The 16,475-nt window shown below is 35.2% G+C and carries 20 protein-coding genes; 9 read left to right on the top strand and 11 right to left on the bottom strand.

Annotation, left to right across the window (positions count from 1 at the left end; all coding sequences use genetic code 11):
- Positions 1-268: 268 nt before the first annotated feature.
- Together ACFSR3_RS15690 and ACFSR3_RS15685 are read right to left on the bottom strand one after the other, a co-directional pair.
- A complete protein-coding gene (locus tag ACFSR3_RS15690) occupies positions 269-535 on the bottom strand; it encodes a hypothetical protein (RefSeq protein ID WP_379822323.1) in 267 nt (88 codons plus the stop codon).
- A 113-nt stretch (positions 536-648) separates the two neighbouring features.
- Positions 649-903 carry a hypothetical protein gene (locus tag ACFSR3_RS15685; protein ID WP_114756821.1) on the bottom strand — a complete coding sequence of 85 codons (255 nt, stop codon included), beginning with the start codon at positions 901-903 and terminating at the stop codon, positions 649-651.
- Positions 904-1,046: 143 nt separating this feature from the next.
- Between ACFSR3_RS15685 and ACFSR3_RS15680 the strand changes: the two genes are divergently transcribed.
- Positions 1,047-2,393, top strand: coding sequence for a DEAD/DEAH box helicase (locus ACFSR3_RS15680; RefSeq protein WP_379822321.1), 1,347 nt, complete (start codon positions 1,047-1,049; stop codon positions 2,391-2,393).
- 151 nt (positions 2,394-2,544) lie between these two features.
- Positions 2,545-2,874 (top strand): YegP family protein, encoded by a 330-nt coding sequence (locus ACFSR3_RS15675; protein ID WP_379822320.1) that lies wholly within the window; start codon positions 2,545-2,547, stop codon positions 2,872-2,874.
- A gap of 57 nt (positions 2,875-2,931) precedes the next feature.
- Here ACFSR3_RS15675 and ACFSR3_RS15670 read toward each other — a convergent pair whose 3' ends face one another.
- A complete protein-coding gene (locus tag ACFSR3_RS15670) occupies positions 2,932-4,038 on the bottom strand; it encodes a lactonase family protein (RefSeq protein WP_379822319.1) in 1,107 nt (368 codons plus the stop codon).
- A 118-nt stretch (positions 4,039-4,156) separates the two neighbouring features.
- Between ACFSR3_RS15670 and ACFSR3_RS15665 the strand changes: the two genes are divergently transcribed.
- From ACFSR3_RS15665 to ACFSR3_RS15650, 4 genes are read left to right on the top strand one after another with little or no spacing between them, the layout of a single operon-like run.
- Entirely contained in the window at positions 4,157-6,088 is a 1,932-nt protein-coding gene (locus tag ACFSR3_RS15665; RefSeq protein WP_379822317.1) for a BatA domain-containing protein, read from the top strand.
- Entirely contained in the window at positions 6,085-7,338 is a 1,254-nt protein-coding gene (locus ACFSR3_RS15660; protein ID WP_379822315.1) for a dihydroorotase, read from the top strand. Before ACFSR3_RS15665 ends, ACFSR3_RS15660 begins: the two co-directional genes overlap by 4 nt.
- A complete protein-coding gene (locus ACFSR3_RS15655; RefSeq protein WP_379822314.1) occupies positions 7,331-7,675 on the top strand; it encodes a hypothetical protein in 345 nt (114 codons plus the stop codon). The genes ACFSR3_RS15660 and ACFSR3_RS15655 overlap by 8 nt, the downstream gene beginning before the upstream one ends.
- 3 nt (positions 7,676-7,678) lie before the next feature.
- Positions 7,679-8,326, top strand: coding sequence for an alpha/beta hydrolase (locus tag ACFSR3_RS15650; protein WP_379822312.1), 648 nt, complete (start codon positions 7,679-7,681; stop codon positions 8,324-8,326).
- Between the two features lie 71 nt (positions 8,327-8,397).
- On the opposite strand, the gene ACFSR3_RS15645 is transcribed toward ACFSR3_RS15650, so the two are convergent.
- Both ACFSR3_RS15645 and ACFSR3_RS15640 read right to left on the bottom strand, forming a co-directional pair.
- On the bottom strand, positions 8,398-8,811 hold the full coding sequence (locus tag ACFSR3_RS15645; protein WP_379822311.1) for a DUF6691 family protein: 414 nt from the start codon (positions 8,809-8,811) through the stop codon (positions 8,398-8,400).
- Between the two features lie 9 nt (positions 8,812-8,820).
- A complete protein-coding gene (locus ACFSR3_RS15640) occupies positions 8,821-9,384 on the bottom strand; it encodes a YeeE/YedE family protein (protein ID WP_379822309.1) in 564 nt (187 codons plus the stop codon).
- A gap of 156 nt (positions 9,385-9,540) precedes the next feature.
- On the opposite strand from ACFSR3_RS15640, the gene ACFSR3_RS15635 reads away from it, so the two are divergent.
- The 3 genes from ACFSR3_RS15635 to ACFSR3_RS15625 all read left to right on the top strand — a co-directional run bounded on the left by ACFSR3_RS15635 (position 9,541) and on the right by ACFSR3_RS15625 (position 11,773).
- Positions 9,541-10,005 carry a 2-dehydro-3-deoxyphosphooctonate aldolase gene (locus ACFSR3_RS15635; protein ID WP_379822307.1) on the top strand — a complete coding sequence of 155 codons (465 nt, stop codon included), beginning with the start codon at positions 9,541-9,543 and terminating at the stop codon, positions 10,003-10,005.
- 71 nt (positions 10,006-10,076) lie between these two features.
- A complete protein-coding gene (gene kdsA / locus ACFSR3_RS15630) occupies positions 10,077-10,895 on the top strand; it encodes a 3-deoxy-8-phosphooctulonate synthase (RefSeq protein WP_169518972.1) in 819 nt (272 codons plus the stop codon).
- A 215-nt stretch (positions 10,896-11,110) separates the two neighbouring features.
- Complete coding sequence (locus tag ACFSR3_RS15625; RefSeq protein WP_379822305.1) at positions 11,111-11,773, top strand: hypothetical protein; 663 nt, start codon at positions 11,111-11,113, stop codon at positions 11,771-11,773.
- Here the strand turns inward: ACFSR3_RS15625 and ACFSR3_RS15620 are convergent.
- The 6 genes from ACFSR3_RS15620 to ACFSR3_RS15595 all read right to left on the bottom strand — a co-directional run bounded on the left by ACFSR3_RS15620 (position 11,770) and on the right by ACFSR3_RS15595 (position 16,400).
- The gene (locus tag ACFSR3_RS15620; RefSeq protein WP_379822303.1) at positions 11,770-12,489 is read right to left on the bottom strand and encodes a lycopene cyclase domain-containing protein; all 720 of its coding nucleotides are present in this window, start codon (positions 12,487-12,489) and stop codon (positions 11,770-11,772) included. The two genes, ACFSR3_RS15625 and ACFSR3_RS15620, sit on opposite strands and share 4 nt — an antisense overlap.
- On the bottom strand, positions 12,486-12,944 hold the full coding sequence (locus ACFSR3_RS15615) for a sterol desaturase family protein (RefSeq protein WP_379822302.1): 459 nt from the start codon (positions 12,942-12,944) through the stop codon (positions 12,486-12,488). Before ACFSR3_RS15615 ends, ACFSR3_RS15620 begins: the two co-directional genes overlap by 4 nt.
- The gene (locus ACFSR3_RS15610) at positions 12,944-13,276 is read right to left on the bottom strand and encodes a hypothetical protein (protein ID WP_379822301.1); all 333 of its coding nucleotides are present in this window, start codon (positions 13,274-13,276) and stop codon (positions 12,944-12,946) included. Before ACFSR3_RS15610 ends, ACFSR3_RS15615 begins: the two co-directional genes overlap by 1 nt.
- 113 nt (positions 13,277-13,389) lie before the next feature.
- Positions 13,390-14,226 carry a phytoene/squalene synthase family protein gene (locus ACFSR3_RS15605; RefSeq protein WP_379822300.1) on the bottom strand — a complete coding sequence of 279 codons (837 nt, stop codon included), beginning with the start codon at positions 14,224-14,226 and terminating at the stop codon, positions 13,390-13,392.
- Positions 14,210-15,703, bottom strand: a complete 1,494-nt coding sequence (locus ACFSR3_RS15600; RefSeq protein ID WP_379822298.1) for a phytoene desaturase family protein — start codon at positions 15,701-15,703, stop codon at positions 14,210-14,212. Before ACFSR3_RS15600 ends, ACFSR3_RS15605 begins: the two co-directional genes overlap by 17 nt.
- 4 nt (positions 15,704-15,707) lie before the next feature.
- Positions 15,708-16,400, bottom strand: a complete 693-nt coding sequence (locus ACFSR3_RS15595) for a MarR family winged helix-turn-helix transcriptional regulator (RefSeq protein WP_379822296.1) — start codon at positions 16,398-16,400, stop codon at positions 15,708-15,710.
- Positions 16,401-16,475: the final 75 nt, after the last annotated feature.

Raw genomic sequence — 16,475 nt, 5'->3', positions numbered from 1 at the left:
AATATAATGATACTATAAATACAATTATAGATAATATTAGTGAAAATAATTTCATCCCCCTCTTACTTTAAAAAATAGTGTAGTTTTATTGCAAACAGAATCGTTTTTTAAGATGAATTATTTTTATAAGCTCATATTCACTGTTACAAATCAATAACTTGTAAACATCCCTCCATATTGCCTCAACTCCAACAAAAATAAGGAATTTAACGAACAACAGTGCTTTTTTATTTTAAATGTTGCACTAAAAAAGTTTAAAATTCAGCTATTACAATTCAGTGATCTTTGGCTTAAAAAAATTCACATAGAAGAATTTTTCTGGGTCAATACCTGATTCTACAAATTTTGCATTGACAACTTTTCCCTTCTGTGATGTTGGCAAAACGTCAAGAAACAGCAATAACTCGTTTATATTATTAAACTTAAAACTTAGCTTAGAATTAAGTGAATATTCTGTTATACTGAACTCAACATTTTTATTGTCAATACCTGCTACATGGAATGCATCTGTAATGAGATTTAATTTATCTTTCATGATTATGATTTTTAAATATCATAGTAATAAGTGTAGGGTATAAAAAAAGCTCCGGGCACTACTACGAAGCTTTTTTCACAACATTTATAAAAGTAAAGTAAATGAGATATTAATTATAATTTCTCATTCTTTAAAATTTGGACTTTCCCAATAGGTATGTCGCCTGATGTATCTTTTAAAAGCAATACTCCTAACACATTAAGCGGTATGTCAACAGATTCTTCAGAATGTCTTATTTCATCAAGAATATGTTCAAAATCTACCGCATTAAGTACAAGAGAATCACCCTGGTCAATTTTCTTTGCAAAAAGATAACTTCTGATTGTTGCAATTGAAATATGGTCTCCTATAATTACGAATTCTGACATGGCTTTTATTTATTTAGCTAATTTAAAAAGCCCAAAATTAAATTTTGAAAAGGTTTTGTTAATTTATATATGCTTGCCTACAAAATATAATGTACCAATCCTTCTCTTTAAAATAACTATCTTTGCATAAAATATAGCATTACATGGCCACATTTCACGACCTTGATCTCCCAAAAGCATTACAAAAAGCCATAGACGAACTTGGCTTTACAAACCCAACTCCTATTCAGGAGAGGGCAATGCCTGTTATACTTTCCGGACGTGATATGATGGGTATTGCGCAAACCGGTACTGGAAAAACATTTGCTTACCTGCTACCAATACTTAAACAATGGAAGTTTGCCAACGTACATGTACCACGCGTAGTAATAGTAGTACCTACACGCGAGCTTGTTGTACAGGTAGTTGAAGAAGTTGAAAAACTTACAGCTTATATGTCAGTCAGAACATTAGGTGTTTATGGCGGTGTTAATATCAATACCCAAAAAACTAAAGTGTATGAAGGTGTAGATATCCTTGTTGGTACTCCCGGTAGGATGATGGACCTTGCGCTTGATAATGTTGTACGTTTTGATGAAGTGAAAAAACTGGTTATTGATGAGTTTGACGAGATACTGAATCTTGGCTTTCGTTTCCAAATTACTTCAATCCTCTCAATGATGAAAACAAAAAGGCAGAATATCCTGTTTTCGGCAACTATGACCGATGATGTAGATGATATGCTTAATGATTTCTTCGATTTTCCTGAAGAAGTTTCATTAGCTGCCAGCGGTACACCGTTAGAAAAAATAACCCAATTAGGCTACCGTGTACCAAACTTCCTTACTAAAATAAACCTACTGAAGGAACTTCTAAAAAATGAAGATTTAAGCCGAATCCTTGTTTTTGTAAACAACAAAAAAACAGCCGACCTCGTTATGGATTCTCTTGAAGAAGAATACCAGGGTGAATTTGGAGTTATTCATTCCAATAAATCACAAAACTACAGGCTAAATACAATGGCTTCTTTCCAGCAAGGTGAGATTAGAGGTATAGTAACCACAGACGTTATGGCCCGTGGACTTGATATATCGGACATTACTCATGTAATCAATATGGAGTTCCCCGAAGCTCCCGAACAATATATTCACCGTATAGGACGTACAGGTCGTGCCGATAAAGATGGTATTGCAATTAGTTTTATTGCTCCATCTGAAGAAGATATTGAGGTAGAAGCTGAAGTTCTTATGGAGAAAGAACTTGAATTCCTTGAAATTCCTGAAAATGTTGAAATTTCAGAGAAAAGGCTTGAATTTGAGAAAGACAAAAAGAAGATGAAAATCCTGCTAAAAAAACCAAAGCAGGAAAGCGGCGGGGCTTATCATGATAAGAAAGATAAAAATAAAAAAGTTAACCTTGGTGGTCCGGGTAAAACCAAGCCAAGAAAAACCGCTCCACGAAATCGGGCCGTTGAAGCTAAAAGAGCTGCAAAAAAGAAAAAAGGAAAATAGAATATCTAAAGCGATGCTACAGCATCGCTTTTTTGTTTCAATATATTCATTACAAATAGTTTATCATAATTTCTTAACACCATAAGAAGAACATTTTTTATAACTTTACAAATACCAGTAGATCTTTATTAACAAAACTAGATTTTAAATTATGGGAAAATTTGTAATTTCTAAAAGGAAAAACGGTGAGTATCAGTTTAACCTTAAAGCCAGTAACGGACAGGTTATACTCGGCAGTGAAGGTTATACGACTAAATCAGCCTGTGAAAATGGAATCGATTCGGTTAAGAAAAATGCTCCTGATGATGACAGATATGACAGAAAAGAATCCTCTACCGGAAAACCGTATTTTAATCTTAAAGCAGGAAACGGACAAATTATTGGTTCAAGTGAAATGTATGAAAGCGTTGCTGCGAGAGAGAATGGGATTGAATCTGTCAAGAAAAATGCACCGGAGGCATCTGTTGAAGATGAATCATAAAATATAAACAAAAAGGCGATGCAGTGCATCGCCTTTTATATCATATAAGGTTATATTCTATTTATTAGCTGTAAACTTAAGGCAAACCGGAGAACAAACATCTATCTTCTTTCCGGTTTCAGTAAGCATACCTGTAGTTTTATCTCGTTTGAAAATAATTATGTTGTGCGTGTACTGATGCGCTACTAATAGGTAATTATCAGATGGATCAATTGCGAAATTACGTGGACCTTCTCCTCCTGTAGTAATCTGCTGAACCTGATTGATCATTCCGTTTGAATGCGCTTTAAAAACAGTAATAGTATTAGCATCACCTCTGTTTGTCGCATACAGATATTTGCCATCTTTAGAGAAACTGATATGGGCAGCACTATTAAAATCAGTACAATCCTTAGCATACAACGAAAGCTCCTGGATAAGCTGAGGCTTTTCGTAACTATAACTAAATACACTTACCGTAGCAGAAAGCTCATTTATAACATAAAAGAATATCCCATTAGGATTGAATACTAAATGCCTTGGTCCACTGCCCGGTTTAACATAAATGGATTCTTTAAAAGTTAAAGTATTAGCTCCGCCTTCAGGGTTATAACTATAAATGTATATTTTATCTTCACCCAGATCATTAGAGAAAATATATTTTTTATCAGGAGAAAAATATACCATATGTACATGTGCCTTTTCCTGACGATCTTTGTTTATACTACTTCCTGTATGTCGAATAACCTGCTTGGCATCAGTAAGTGCACCGTCATTTTTCTTTCCAAAAACAGCAATACTACCGCCCGAATAATTAGCTACAATTACATTTTTATCATCATTGATAATATAGCATGGGTCTGCTCCTTCTGAATCCTTTTTATTCAAATATTGAAGCTTTCCTGTAGCAGGATTATATTTGAAAGAAGTTACATCACTTTTTGTACCATCTTCGTTTACTGAGTAAATAACATTATTGGATTTATTTACTGTAAAATAACTAGGGTTTACAACTCCTTCCGTACTATTCTTTTCTTTGAACGAAAGGGTATTTACATTAAAATCATATACATAAAGACCTTTACTTTCGCAGATATTAGTATAAGTACCAACTATCAGGTTATAATTATCCTGTGAAAAAGCAGTCATGCTAAAAAGTAACAACAGTAATCCGGTTATTCTCATCCTAATTTATTTATACAGAACAAAAGTAAAGTATTTAAATATCATGTGAAATTTATCCTGCATAATTGCTATGAGGTTTACAGGAAAAATTAGTATTTTTGACAAACTTTCAAACGAAATGCAGTTCAAACACCCGGAAATTCTATACTTTCTTTTCCTGCTTGTAATTCCCATACTGGTTCATTTGTTTCAATTGCGCCGTTTCCAAAAAGAATATTTTACCAATGTACGCTTTCTTAAGGAGCTTAGCATACAAACCCGTAAAAGCTCAGTAATAAAGAAATGGCTATTGCTTGCTACACGATTATTGCTGTTAACCTTTCTAATTATTGCTTTTGCCCAGCCTTACTTTAAGGCTAAAGATGATAATCATAAAGGCAATGAAATGGTTATTTTGCTTGATAACTCTTTTTCTATGCAAGCTAAAGGCAGTAAAGGAGAATTACTTAAACGAGCTGTACAGGACATACTTGAAAATACTCCTGAAAACCAGCAATTTTCGTTAATTACAAATACCAATGCGTGGTGGGATACCGATATAAAATCCATACAAAAAGACCTACAAAATTTAAAATATAGTGATGCATCTTTTAGACCTGATTTTTTGCTGACAAAAGCTGAAGCTAAAAATCCTCATTCTGGAAAAGACGTTGTTGTAATTACCGACGCTGTTAACCTTGATAATAAATACATTTCTAAATTTAATAGTGAAGCTCCTGTTTATTTCATAGTTCCTGAAGCTGAAAATAAAGCAAATGTAGCAATCGACAGTATTTATATCTCTCAGGTTATGGATAACTTTTATGAGATTAAAGTTGATATGGAAGCTTTTGGTGATATTGAGAACGACATTCCTATTTCACTTTACAATGGTAAAAGTCTTTCTGCGAAGACCCTTGTGAAATTTGATGGCAACAAGAAAAAGTCAAGCACATTTACAATTCCGAAAAAAGATTTTCATGGTTATGTATTCATCAACGATAACAGCTTGACCTATGACAACAACTACTATTTTAGCATAAGCAAACCAGAGAAATCAAATGTGATTGCAATTGGCGATACTGCCAAAAACAATTTCCTTTCGAGAATATATACTGATGATGATTTTAATTTCACATCATCCGAATTACGCACTCTGGATTACAACAACCTTGGTAAACAGGATGCTATAATCCTTAATGAGATCAAGGATATTCCGCAGGCTCTTATTACTACACTGAAGGATTTTTATGCAAAAGGCGGAAATGTTGTTATAATACCGGCTTCAGACAGTAATCTCCAAAATCTTAATGCTTTATTGGCAGCCTTTGGCGGAAACCAGTTTAAAAACACAAATGCTAATGAAAGGCAAATCACTAAAATTGCCTTTAGTCACCCGTTATATGCTACGGTTTTTGAGAAAAAGACGGATAATTTCCAGTATCCAAAGGTAAACACTGGCTTTACTCTTGGCGGAAGCGCTCTTCCGGTACTTAGTTATGATGACCAGACTCCGTTCCTTGCTTCAATAAGCAATAAGCTTGGTAACGTATATGTATTTACAGCAGCTATAAACAAAACCAACAGTAATTTCCAGAATTCCCCTCTTATTGTACCTACATTCTATAACATGGCACAAAACAGTGGTAAAACAGGAATTAGTGCTATAACCATTGGAGAAAACCAAAGTCTTTTGCTTGATGTACTGTTATCTAAAGATGAAGTGCTGACAGTAAAGAATGAGACATCAGATTTTATCCCAATGCAGCAATTACTGAATAACAAAGTAAAACTTTCTTTTGGTGATTATCCGGAAGAAGCAGGTAACTTTGCAATATATAAAAATGATCAAAATTTAAAGAACATAAGCTTTAATCATACAAGGACAGAAAGTAATCTTGCCCTGCAGAATAAAGCCCTTGCTGACGATTTTACCGAAGCTGATTCTGTTGCTACGGTTTACAACGATATTAAATCGGAACGCACTGCCGACGAACTATGGAAATGGTTTATCATTGGCACACTGCTATTCCTGTTAACTGAACTTCTTATCCAAAAATTTGTAAAATGAACCTGATATTCAAAAACGCCGTTATTATAGACAAAAACAGCCCTTTCCATAAACAGGCTGTTGATATACAGGTAGAGAATGGCATCATTAAAAAGATAGCTAAAAACATCGCTCCTGATGGCTTTGATACAGTAGAACTGGATAACCTGCATATCTCTAAAGGCTGGTTTGACAGCTCTGTGAGTCTGGGTGAACCCGGTTATGAAGACAGGGAAACCCTGGCTAACGGACTTAATGTTGCTGCTAAAAGCGGTTTTACCGATATTGCACTTCAGCCTACAGGAAACCCAATTGCCGAAAGACAGGCAGATATTAGTTTCTTATTGACCAAATCGGCTACTGCAGCGACAAAACTGCACCCAATAGGTGCACTTACAAAAAATAGCGAAGGAAAAGACATTGCTGAGCTTTTTGATATGAAAAATGCCGGAGCGGTTGCTTTTGGTGATTATAACAAATCTATTACTGATGCCGGTATACTAAAAATTGCACTGCAATATGTTCAGGATTTTGACGGTCTGGTAATAGCATTTGCCCAGGATAATAATATTAAAGGTAAAGGTGTGGTTCACGAAGGTGTTGTTAGCACCCGCTTAGGCCTTAAAGGAATCCCTACCCTTGCTGAAGAACTACAAATTGTACGCAACCTGTACTTATTAGAATATACAGGCGGCAAAATGCATATCCCTACAATTTCATCTGCAAAGTCGGTTCAGCTTATTAAAGAAGCTAAGGCAAAAGGACTAAACGTAACCTGTAGTGTCGCTATACACAACCTGATACTTACGGACGAAGTGCTTACGGACTTTGATACCCGTTATAAAGTAATGCCACCACTACGTCCTGATTCAGAAAGAAAAGTACTTATTGAAGCTGTTCTTGACGGTACCATTGACATGATAACATCAGACCACAACCCTCTTGATATTGAACTTAAAAAACTGGAATTTGATATGGCAAAAGACGGAACAATAGGCCTTGAAAGCGCCTTTGGAGCTTTACAGACTGTACTTCCACTTGAAGTTATTGTTGAAAAATTCACTGCCGGCAAACCAATATTTGGCTTTACAAACCAGGATATTACAGAAGGCGCTGTAGCTTCTTTCACTTTGTTTAATCCTGAAACACACTGGACATTCAGCAAAGAAGATATCAAATCAAAATCGAAAAATTCAGCTTTCCTTGGACAAGCCATGAAGGGTAAAGCATATGGAATATACAATCAGGGAAAACTTATCTTAAATGACTAATTACAATAATATCTCCGATATAGAAAAAGGCAAAACTAACGCCATTATATCTTACCTACACATCATTGGCTGTATTATAGCCATGGTGATGAATAGCGATGCCGAAAAGAAAAGTGCATTCGCGTCCTTTCATATAAGACAATCATTGGGACTTACGTTGTTGTCTATGCTGTTAGGTTCAACTATATCTAATTTTGACAGTTGGCTGGTAACAGGGCCTTTTTACCTATTCTTTTTTGTTTTGTGGACATATGGAATTATTGGTGCTATACAAGGCAAAATGAATGCTGTTCCATTACTTGGGCCATTCTTTCAAAAACTGTTTAAAGGATTATAATTAATGGATTTATCATTATACCATCTCATAAGAGAACCAAAAGTAAAAAAGGATAAGAATCCATTACTGCTTTTGCTTCATGGTTACGGAAGCAATGAGGAAGATCTTTTTTCGTTTGCCCAGCACCTGCCCGATGAATATTTTATCGTGTCCGCAAGGGCACCTTATAACTTGCCTCAATATAGCGGCCATGCATGGTATGCCATTACGTTTGACAGTGACATGAATAAATTCTCAGACGACAAACAGGCCATAGAATCACGTGATCTTATCGTTAGATTCATAGACGAGATTATTGCCACATACCCTATTGATGCTGATAATGTAACACTTGTTGGATTTAGTCAGGGTGCAATACTAAGCTATGCTGTAGCACTAACCTACCCTGAAAAAGTATCAAGAGTACTGGCATTGAGCGGCTACCTGAATATGGATATTGTTGGTAAAAGCCTTCATGCCGAAGATGTGTCTAAAGTACGCTTCTTCATCTCTCACGGAACAGTAGACCAGGTAATACCCGTTGAATGGGCACGCAAAGCACCTGAATTCCTAAAGAACTTAAGCCTTGATGTAGAATATCATGAGTACAATGCCGGACACGGTGTTGCTCCTCAGAACTTTTACGATATGGTAAACTGGCTGAACAAATAGTCCAGAATTAATATAAAGAAAAAGGGATAAGTTTATAGCTTATCCCTTTTTCTATTATAGAACCATATTAATTAATGAGGTAGTTTATTTTTCAATACTCCGTACAAATACGTTCCTACCAAAGCTCCCAATAGAATAACACCTATTCCATAAAAGCCGGCACCGATAAGGATATACATAGGCCCCGGACAGGTACCGATAAGTCCCCATCCTAAACCAAACAATGTACCGCCTACAAGATATCCTGTAAAACCTTTTTCTTTATCAGGAATTACGATTGGTGATCCGGTAATATCTTTCATATTAGTACGCTTAATAATTTGCACACCAACCACACCAACCACAACAGCAGTCATAATGATCCCGAACATATGAAATGACTGGAAATGAAACATCTCATAAATACGATACCACGATACCGCTTCCGATTTGGTTAGTACTATACCAAATACTATACCTACAAGTAAAAATTTTATAAACTTCATGAGATGATCTTAATTAAAGAATAATGGTAACAGCAGCCATGACATTACAAGGCCACCAATAAAAAATCCGATTACTGCTATAAGTGATGGTAACTGCAAGTTACTTAATCCGGTAATAGCATGACCTGAAGTACAGCCACCGGCATAACGAGTTCCGAAACCAACAAGTAGACCACCAAGTAATAATATACCCAATATTTTAGGCGACTGAAGAGCTTTTTTACTTGTAAGGGTATCAGGAAGTAGCTTACCTTCAGGAGCATCAATATGCATCGCCTGAAGTTCTGTTACAGTTTTTGGATTAATCTGTACCATTTGCGCAGGGTCACTTAGAAAGTTAACTGCGATGTATCCTCCTATCATGGCACCAAGTACAACTGTAAGGTTCCAGCGTTGTGTTTTCCAGTCGAATTTAAAAAACTCTGATGTTTTTCCCGCACCAAGCATAGTACACATTGTACGTAGATTCGATGACATTCCGAATGTTTTTCCGAAATACAATAGGGCAAGCATTACGCCCCCAATAAGGAATCCCGACACATACCACGGCCAGGTACCATATAAACTCTCCATGTTATTTTATTTTTTTCACAAAAGTAACGATTTAGTTAGTATTGCGATAATAGATTTGCGATAATAGATAAAAGACTCTTACTACAGATTCTGACAACCATCAACCGGTAACAGACAACCAAAAAATTACTATTTTTGATCAACAATTAACCATCAATGAAAAAACAACTGTTCGCTGGCCTTATGGCTTTAGCACTTGCAACTACATCTTGCGTTAGTACAAGAAACACAATACAAAATATAGATGACACTGCACTCATGCCCGCTTTGAGTAAAGAAAAAACATTTATCATTACAGAAATAAGCAAGGATAAAAAATATGGCTATGATCAGGATTATCCTGTAAACCTAGGTTTTCTTCCGCTGGCAACCGGTGAAATAAATGTTCAGCGTTATTTTGGTGCTCTTGCAGGACCAAAAGGCGAAAAATTAACTTATACTAAAATAGAAAGCTGTTGCCCCTTTCCTACTAAGAAATTTGATGCAGGTGCAGGTCTTCTTGATGTTTATGAGGTAACCTGGGAAGGATTAAATGAACCAAAACGTATCTATATTAATCTTTATGAAAAAGGAAAAGTTGTAGCTCCTCAGGGCTTCACAATTCGAACTATAACACCATAGATTCTCTCGATTGTCTTTGTATACAGCAATGGTTTTTTATCGTTATCTTTGCACCAAATTATAACACAACAATGAACTTAAATAATATACCACAAATTAAAAATACTGACAGCGGTAATTTTTTTCTTCTTGCTGGCCCATGCGCCATTGAAGGAGAAGAGATGGCGCTTCGCATAGCTGAAAAAACCGTAGAGGTTACCAGCAAACTACAAATTCCTTACGTATTTAAAGGTTCTTTCAAAAAAGCGAACCGTTCGCGTGTAGATAGCTTTACCGGTATTGGAGACGAAAAGGCTTTAAAAATACTTCGCAAAGTATCGGAAACTTTTGGTGTGCCAACCGTTACTGATATTCACACAGAACAAGATGCTGCTATGGCCGCACAATATGTTGATGTACTTCAGATTCCTGCTTTCCTTGTTCGTCAAACCGACCTTGTTGTAGCTGCTGCCGAGACAGGAAGGACAGTTAACCTTAAAAAAGGTCAGTTTATGAGCCCTGAGGCTATGAAACATGCTGTTCAAAAGGTATTGGATTCTAACAATGAAAACGTAATGGTTACCGATCGCGGTACCATGTTCGGATACCAGGATATGATTGTTGACTACAGAGGAATACCTACAATGCAGCAATATGCAACAACTGTGCTTGATGTTACACACTCATTACAACAACCTAACCAGACAGTAGGTGTTACCGGCGGACGTCCTGATATGATTGAAACAATCGCTAAAGCAGGAATTGCTGTAGGTGTTGACGGTATTTTTATCGAAACACACTTTGATCCGGCTAATGCAAAAAGTGATGGCGCTAACATGCTTCACCTTGATTATTTTGAAGGATTAATGCAAAAACTGGTTGCTATACGTAAAACGATAAACCAATTTTAATAGCATTTGGTTAGTCAGTTCGATACTACAATCTAAAACAAAGATTATAATTAAAAATGAGCCCGGTTTAATACCGGGCTCATTTTTTATATAAAACGATTAAACTCAATGTTTCATCAACAGTGTTTTTTAAGCTGTTTTTCAAACAGTCAAAAGGTATTGAAAATAAAAAAACAATTAATTATATTTGTTTGTACACTGCCAACCAACACCTTATGAAAGAGCATGTTTACAAATTACAAATTCCAAAGGGCGAAACCTTTGAAAGCATCATGGACCAACGGGAAAATGGTGCGCAGTTCATATACTATGAATATGTAATCCCCAGACCTATAATTGCTCCCGGTCGTGCAGTATCAAAGATTTATTTTGTAAAAAAAGGTGATTCTAAAAGATATTATGCTAAATACAACCTCATCAATCTAATATGGGGATGGTGGGGATTACCTTTCGGTCCTGTATATGTATATAGGGTTGCAGCAAAAAACAGAAAGGGCAACAATATAACCGATGATGTTTATACAAATCTCAGTAAAGAAGATTTTTTAAAAGGAAAGGTTATTATCCGTAAAACATCTACCCTATTCCGCGATTTGGACAAATCTACACTCTCAGAACTTACTAAATGCCTTAAAAAAAATGTCGAGAGAAAAGGAAGATTAACAGCCAATCCTATTGCAGCATTATACATCGCATCTAAAACACCTACAATTTATGTTGGCCTTAACAGTGCTGATTATAATCGAAAATATGATCTTAGAAAGGAAGTTTATAACTACTTCTACTCTTATACTAAATTTGAATTCGTCAATCTCTCCGATACTACCGAAATTGTTAGCAAACTTAAAGAACAAGGCACTCCTTTAAATTGTAATTAAAGACCTGAATCAGCATTGGTGTGAATTGATAAAGGAAACTTTGTTAGTAATCCAAAAATGTAAATATTCAACAAAAACATAATGTAGCCGTAAATAAAGTCTTCAATCGGGATTGTAAGTATACGTAACCCAATTATTTCCTCAGAATTATAATTTACAATCGCACTTTCAAGTCCTGTACCTGTAAGGGTTCCATTTACAGGAACAAATCCTAGCATTAATATAAGATATATCAGGGAAGCCCTGCCAAATAATTCATATCTGGCAATCAGACCTAAATAAGCAACAGTAACAATTGTTACTATTGCCGTAACTGCCGTATATATTTTATTGTAAAAAATAAATAAACTCGTAATGCTTACTGTTAGTACTACGAAGATTATTAGTTTACTCAATTTCTCAGCCCACTTTAAATCGAAAAACTTTAGAAGGCAATAATATGTAAAAACACAGGAGAATGGTATACAAATAAAAAAAAACCATTCTTCAACAGGCATCCCAATTATACTTATTCCTAAAACATAATCCTGATTAAACCACCACACTCCTGAATGTGTAAACCAAGCATCCCAAATTAAGAAGGGAATTGCTACAATTATACTGGCTTTTATAAAAGAACCAAAATATTTATCAAATCTTATCTTTGGATGAAATGAGAATATAAAACAGACAACAATAGTCAGGAAATTAATGAGCAAATAAGTGTATGGTTTCATTTATTGTCTTTGTTAAAATACATTTTAAAATACTTTACAGGAACCCAAAGAAACCCAAAACATTCACCATCATTTTTCCCCGTATGTTTATGATGTTGTTTGTGAGCGCGCCTGATAGCTAATAAATAAGGATTTTTTGTTTTCTTTAGAAAACCAATTCTTTGATGTATGAATATATCATGGACAAAAAAATAGGCCATCCCATAAATTGTAATCCCTAATCCAACGTAAAACAAGTAATTATATCCCTGAACTGCACCTATATACATTAACGCAATAGCTGGTATAGCAAAAATTACAAAGAAATAATCATTACGTTCCAGATGGTTCTCAGAGCTATGATCATGATGATCTCTATGTAAGACCCAAAGAAATCCATGCATCACGTATTTATGAATAACCCACGTAAGGCCTTCCATAATAAGAAACACGGGAAGTATAATAAGGAATTCCATTATTGTTTTAATTTAATACATTCATTAATCATCTTCTGAAGTGTTTCTGATTTTATCTCTGAACCACAATGCCTGATGATTTTTTTGTCTTCTTCAATATTATTGCTGTATCCAAGAAATTTAGGGGCATTAAGCTGGACCGAAAGTCTTATAAAACGTATTTCCATATCAGACGGAGACTGAGCTACAGACTCTTCAATATTTGCTTTACCTTCCTTAAAAGTTTTTAGTTTTTCGAATGGGTTTAGCGTATGTTTAGCCCAAATAGTTTGAAACGCCCCCAAATAAGCAATCCTGATTGGCTCTCTATCATTTCTAAGTTTATATATCATTTCTTTGCACAATAACTTATTAGTTGCCGCTTGCGAATACTTATATCGCACGTCCTCCAATTCCTGTGAGTAACCAACTGAAACTAAACTACACAATAATACACAAAAGATCCTCATACATTAGCTACTTTATATTTTACATAGCTTCTCATCATCAATGAAATTTTTTGCGTGTTAGGTATCCTTATACGGGCATTTAGAATTTGCTGAGCCGGAGTATTGCATATTTTCTTTAAAAGCGACAGATAATATCTGTACGCCAGATAAACCCCAAAACGAGATGAAACCGGCAACTTCTTTATACCGATAAGCGCTTCTGCAAATTCCTGCTTTATTTCTTTCTCAATACAGCATTTTACTTCATTATTAAATTCATTCATATCAACATTAGGGAAATAAGTGCGCCCTAAAACTGAATAATCATCTTTAAGATCTCTTAGGAAATTTACTTTTTGAAACGCCGATCCTAACTTCATTGCAAAAGGCTTTAACTCATCATATTTTTCCTGGCATCCCTCTACAAAAACCTTTAGACACATAAGCCCAACAACCTCAGCCGACCCCAAAATATATTCCTTATACAGTTCGGTATTATAATCAACCGGATTAAGATCCATTTCCATACTTTTCAAAAACTGATCTATCAAATCAAGACCAATTTGATATTTATGAACTGTTTCCTGAAATGAATTAAGGATTGGATTTAGTGAGATTTTTTCATTAAGAGCTTCAGTTGTCTGTAACCTTAAACGGGCTATTAGAGCTTCTTTATCATAATCATGAAAGCTATCCACTATTTCATCCGCCAAACGTACAAATCCATAAATAGCATAAATAGCCGGTCTTATCTCTGGTTTAAGGGCCATAATACCCAACGAAAAACTTGTGGAGTATTTTTGGGTTGTAGCCTTACTAACCTGATGCGAAAGTTCATCAAATAGTTTTTTCATAGCGGGATGGTGTTTGTTTATTAATTTCTTTAGCGACTATTTTTCCTGAAATAATCGAAGGTGGTACTCCGGGGCCGGGAACCGTAAGCTGACCGGTATAATACAGGTTCTTCAATTTAGAATTTTTTATTGAGGGTTTAAGAACGGCTGTTTGTTTTAAAGTATTGGCCAACCCATAAGCATTACCTTTGTAAGCATTATAATCACTAACAAAATCGCTAACGCAATAACTTCTTTTAAAATCTATTTTTGATAACAAATCTGTAGTACCAGTATGCCTCTCAAGTCTTGATACCATTTCTTCAAGGTATTTTTCCCTTATTGCCTCCTCATCTTCTATACCGATTGCCAATGGCATTAATAAAAATACATTTTCATGTCCTTGAGGTGCTACAGAACTATCGGTCTTTGAAGGACAACACGAATAAAACAGCGGTTCGTTTGGCCATTTTTTATCTCCGTAAATAGTAGCAATATGCGAATCAAAATCGTTTTCAAAGAACAATGTATGATGCTTTAGGTTTGGTATAACGTGATTAAAACCCAGATAATAGATAAGACATGAAGGTGCAAAAGTCCTGCTCTCCCAATACTCCTCGTTATAGTTTCGGTACTTAGCATCCAGAAGCGTTTCTGTATGATGATAATCCGAGGAAGACACTATGCTGTCAAATTCTATAAATTCTCCATTAACTGAAATCCCTGTAGCATTATTATCAACTGTTATTATCCTATCTACATTAGCTTCAAAATGAAACTTAACTCCCTGTTCTTCTGCAACAGACTTCATCGCTTTAACCAACTCGTAGAATCCTCCTATGGGATAGTGCGTACCAAGCATATACCCTCCATAATTCATAAGGCTGTAAAGTGCCGGTATGTTTTTGGGTGATGCACCAAGAAATATTACCGGAAACTCCATTAAAGCTATGAGTTTTGGATTAGTAAAATGCTTTTTTACATAAGAGCGATAATCAGAAAGCAAATCAAGTTTTAATGCACCTTTTGCGATTTTTAAAGATATAAACTCAAACCATGAAAGACAGGGTTTAACGACAAAGTCGCGCATACCTATTTCATACTTATATTTTGCAGATTCCATGAAACGGTCAAGTTGTTTTGCTCCACCAGACTCAATTTTCTCAAAAAGAAGACGCATATCTTCATAACTATCAGGCAAACTGAGTTTACCATCTGCAAAAATCATTTCAAATTGAGGATTAAGTCGTACCAATTCATAAAAATCATTAGAATTATAGCCAAAATCTTTGAAAAAATCTTCAATTATATCCGGCATCCAATACCAGCTTGGTCCCATATCGAAAGTATAACCATTATTAGTGTGGAACTGCCTTGCACGTCCTCCAGGTGTACTATTCTTTTCGAACACATGAACCTCGTTTCCTGATTTAGCCAGATAAGCTGCTGCAGAAAGACCTGAAATACCGGAACCAATAACCGCGATCTTGTTAGGCATACTATTAATTTTGAATTTGTAAATAATTATTATTTACCTCATCAAGCAATTCAGGCACAGAAATATTGCTATTGAATATTGGATTATGAAAATCTTCAAGCTTATTAAGTATTCTTATTAGCTCCATTTTCTCCATATAATTCAGATTTCCTGAAACTATTGAAGTTGCGTGCCGTATTTTTCCCATCTGTGCATCCAAAGCTTCCCGACCTTTTTCGGTAATGCTTATTAATTTACTTCTTTTATCATTATCAGATTTGCTCTGAACCACCCAGCCTTGTTTGATAAGTCTGCCAATGATTTGCATACCTGTTGGCTTGTCCTGAATATTCTTTTTAATCAATTCAATCTTGGACATCGCTCCCAATGCATTAAGATTTATGAGATAAATAAAATCTTCCTGAGTAGAAAAAGAAGAGTCTGATATAGCGGATTTGGAATACATTTTAGCATACCTGCTCATATGCACAAGCATTGTAGATATAGCACTTTCAGGAGTACGTCCATTAGCTTTGTTTTCCCATTCAGGTTCCGGATATTTCTTCTCATCCTGAATAAATGAGTCAGCAATCCATCCTTTAAATCCTTCTAAATCCTGAGAATGATTCTTAGATGTTTCGGAAACTTCAAATTCTTCCAAAAGCTGTACAACTTCTTTTAACAAAGTATAATTCATACCAATAAAATTAGTATTCAAATATACTTATTTTAAAAAATATAGTATAAAAACAAACTATTAATATTTTCTTAAAGTTGAGTTATAGAAATAAAA

Source organism: Flavobacterium suzhouense, assembly GCF_042684765.1.
GTDB lineage: Bacteria > Bacteroidota > Bacteroidia > Flavobacteriales > Flavobacteriaceae > Flavobacterium > Flavobacterium suzhouense.
The sequence above is the reverse complement of the archived record's forward strand: the minus strand, read 5'-3'. Positions and strand labels throughout refer to the sequence as shown.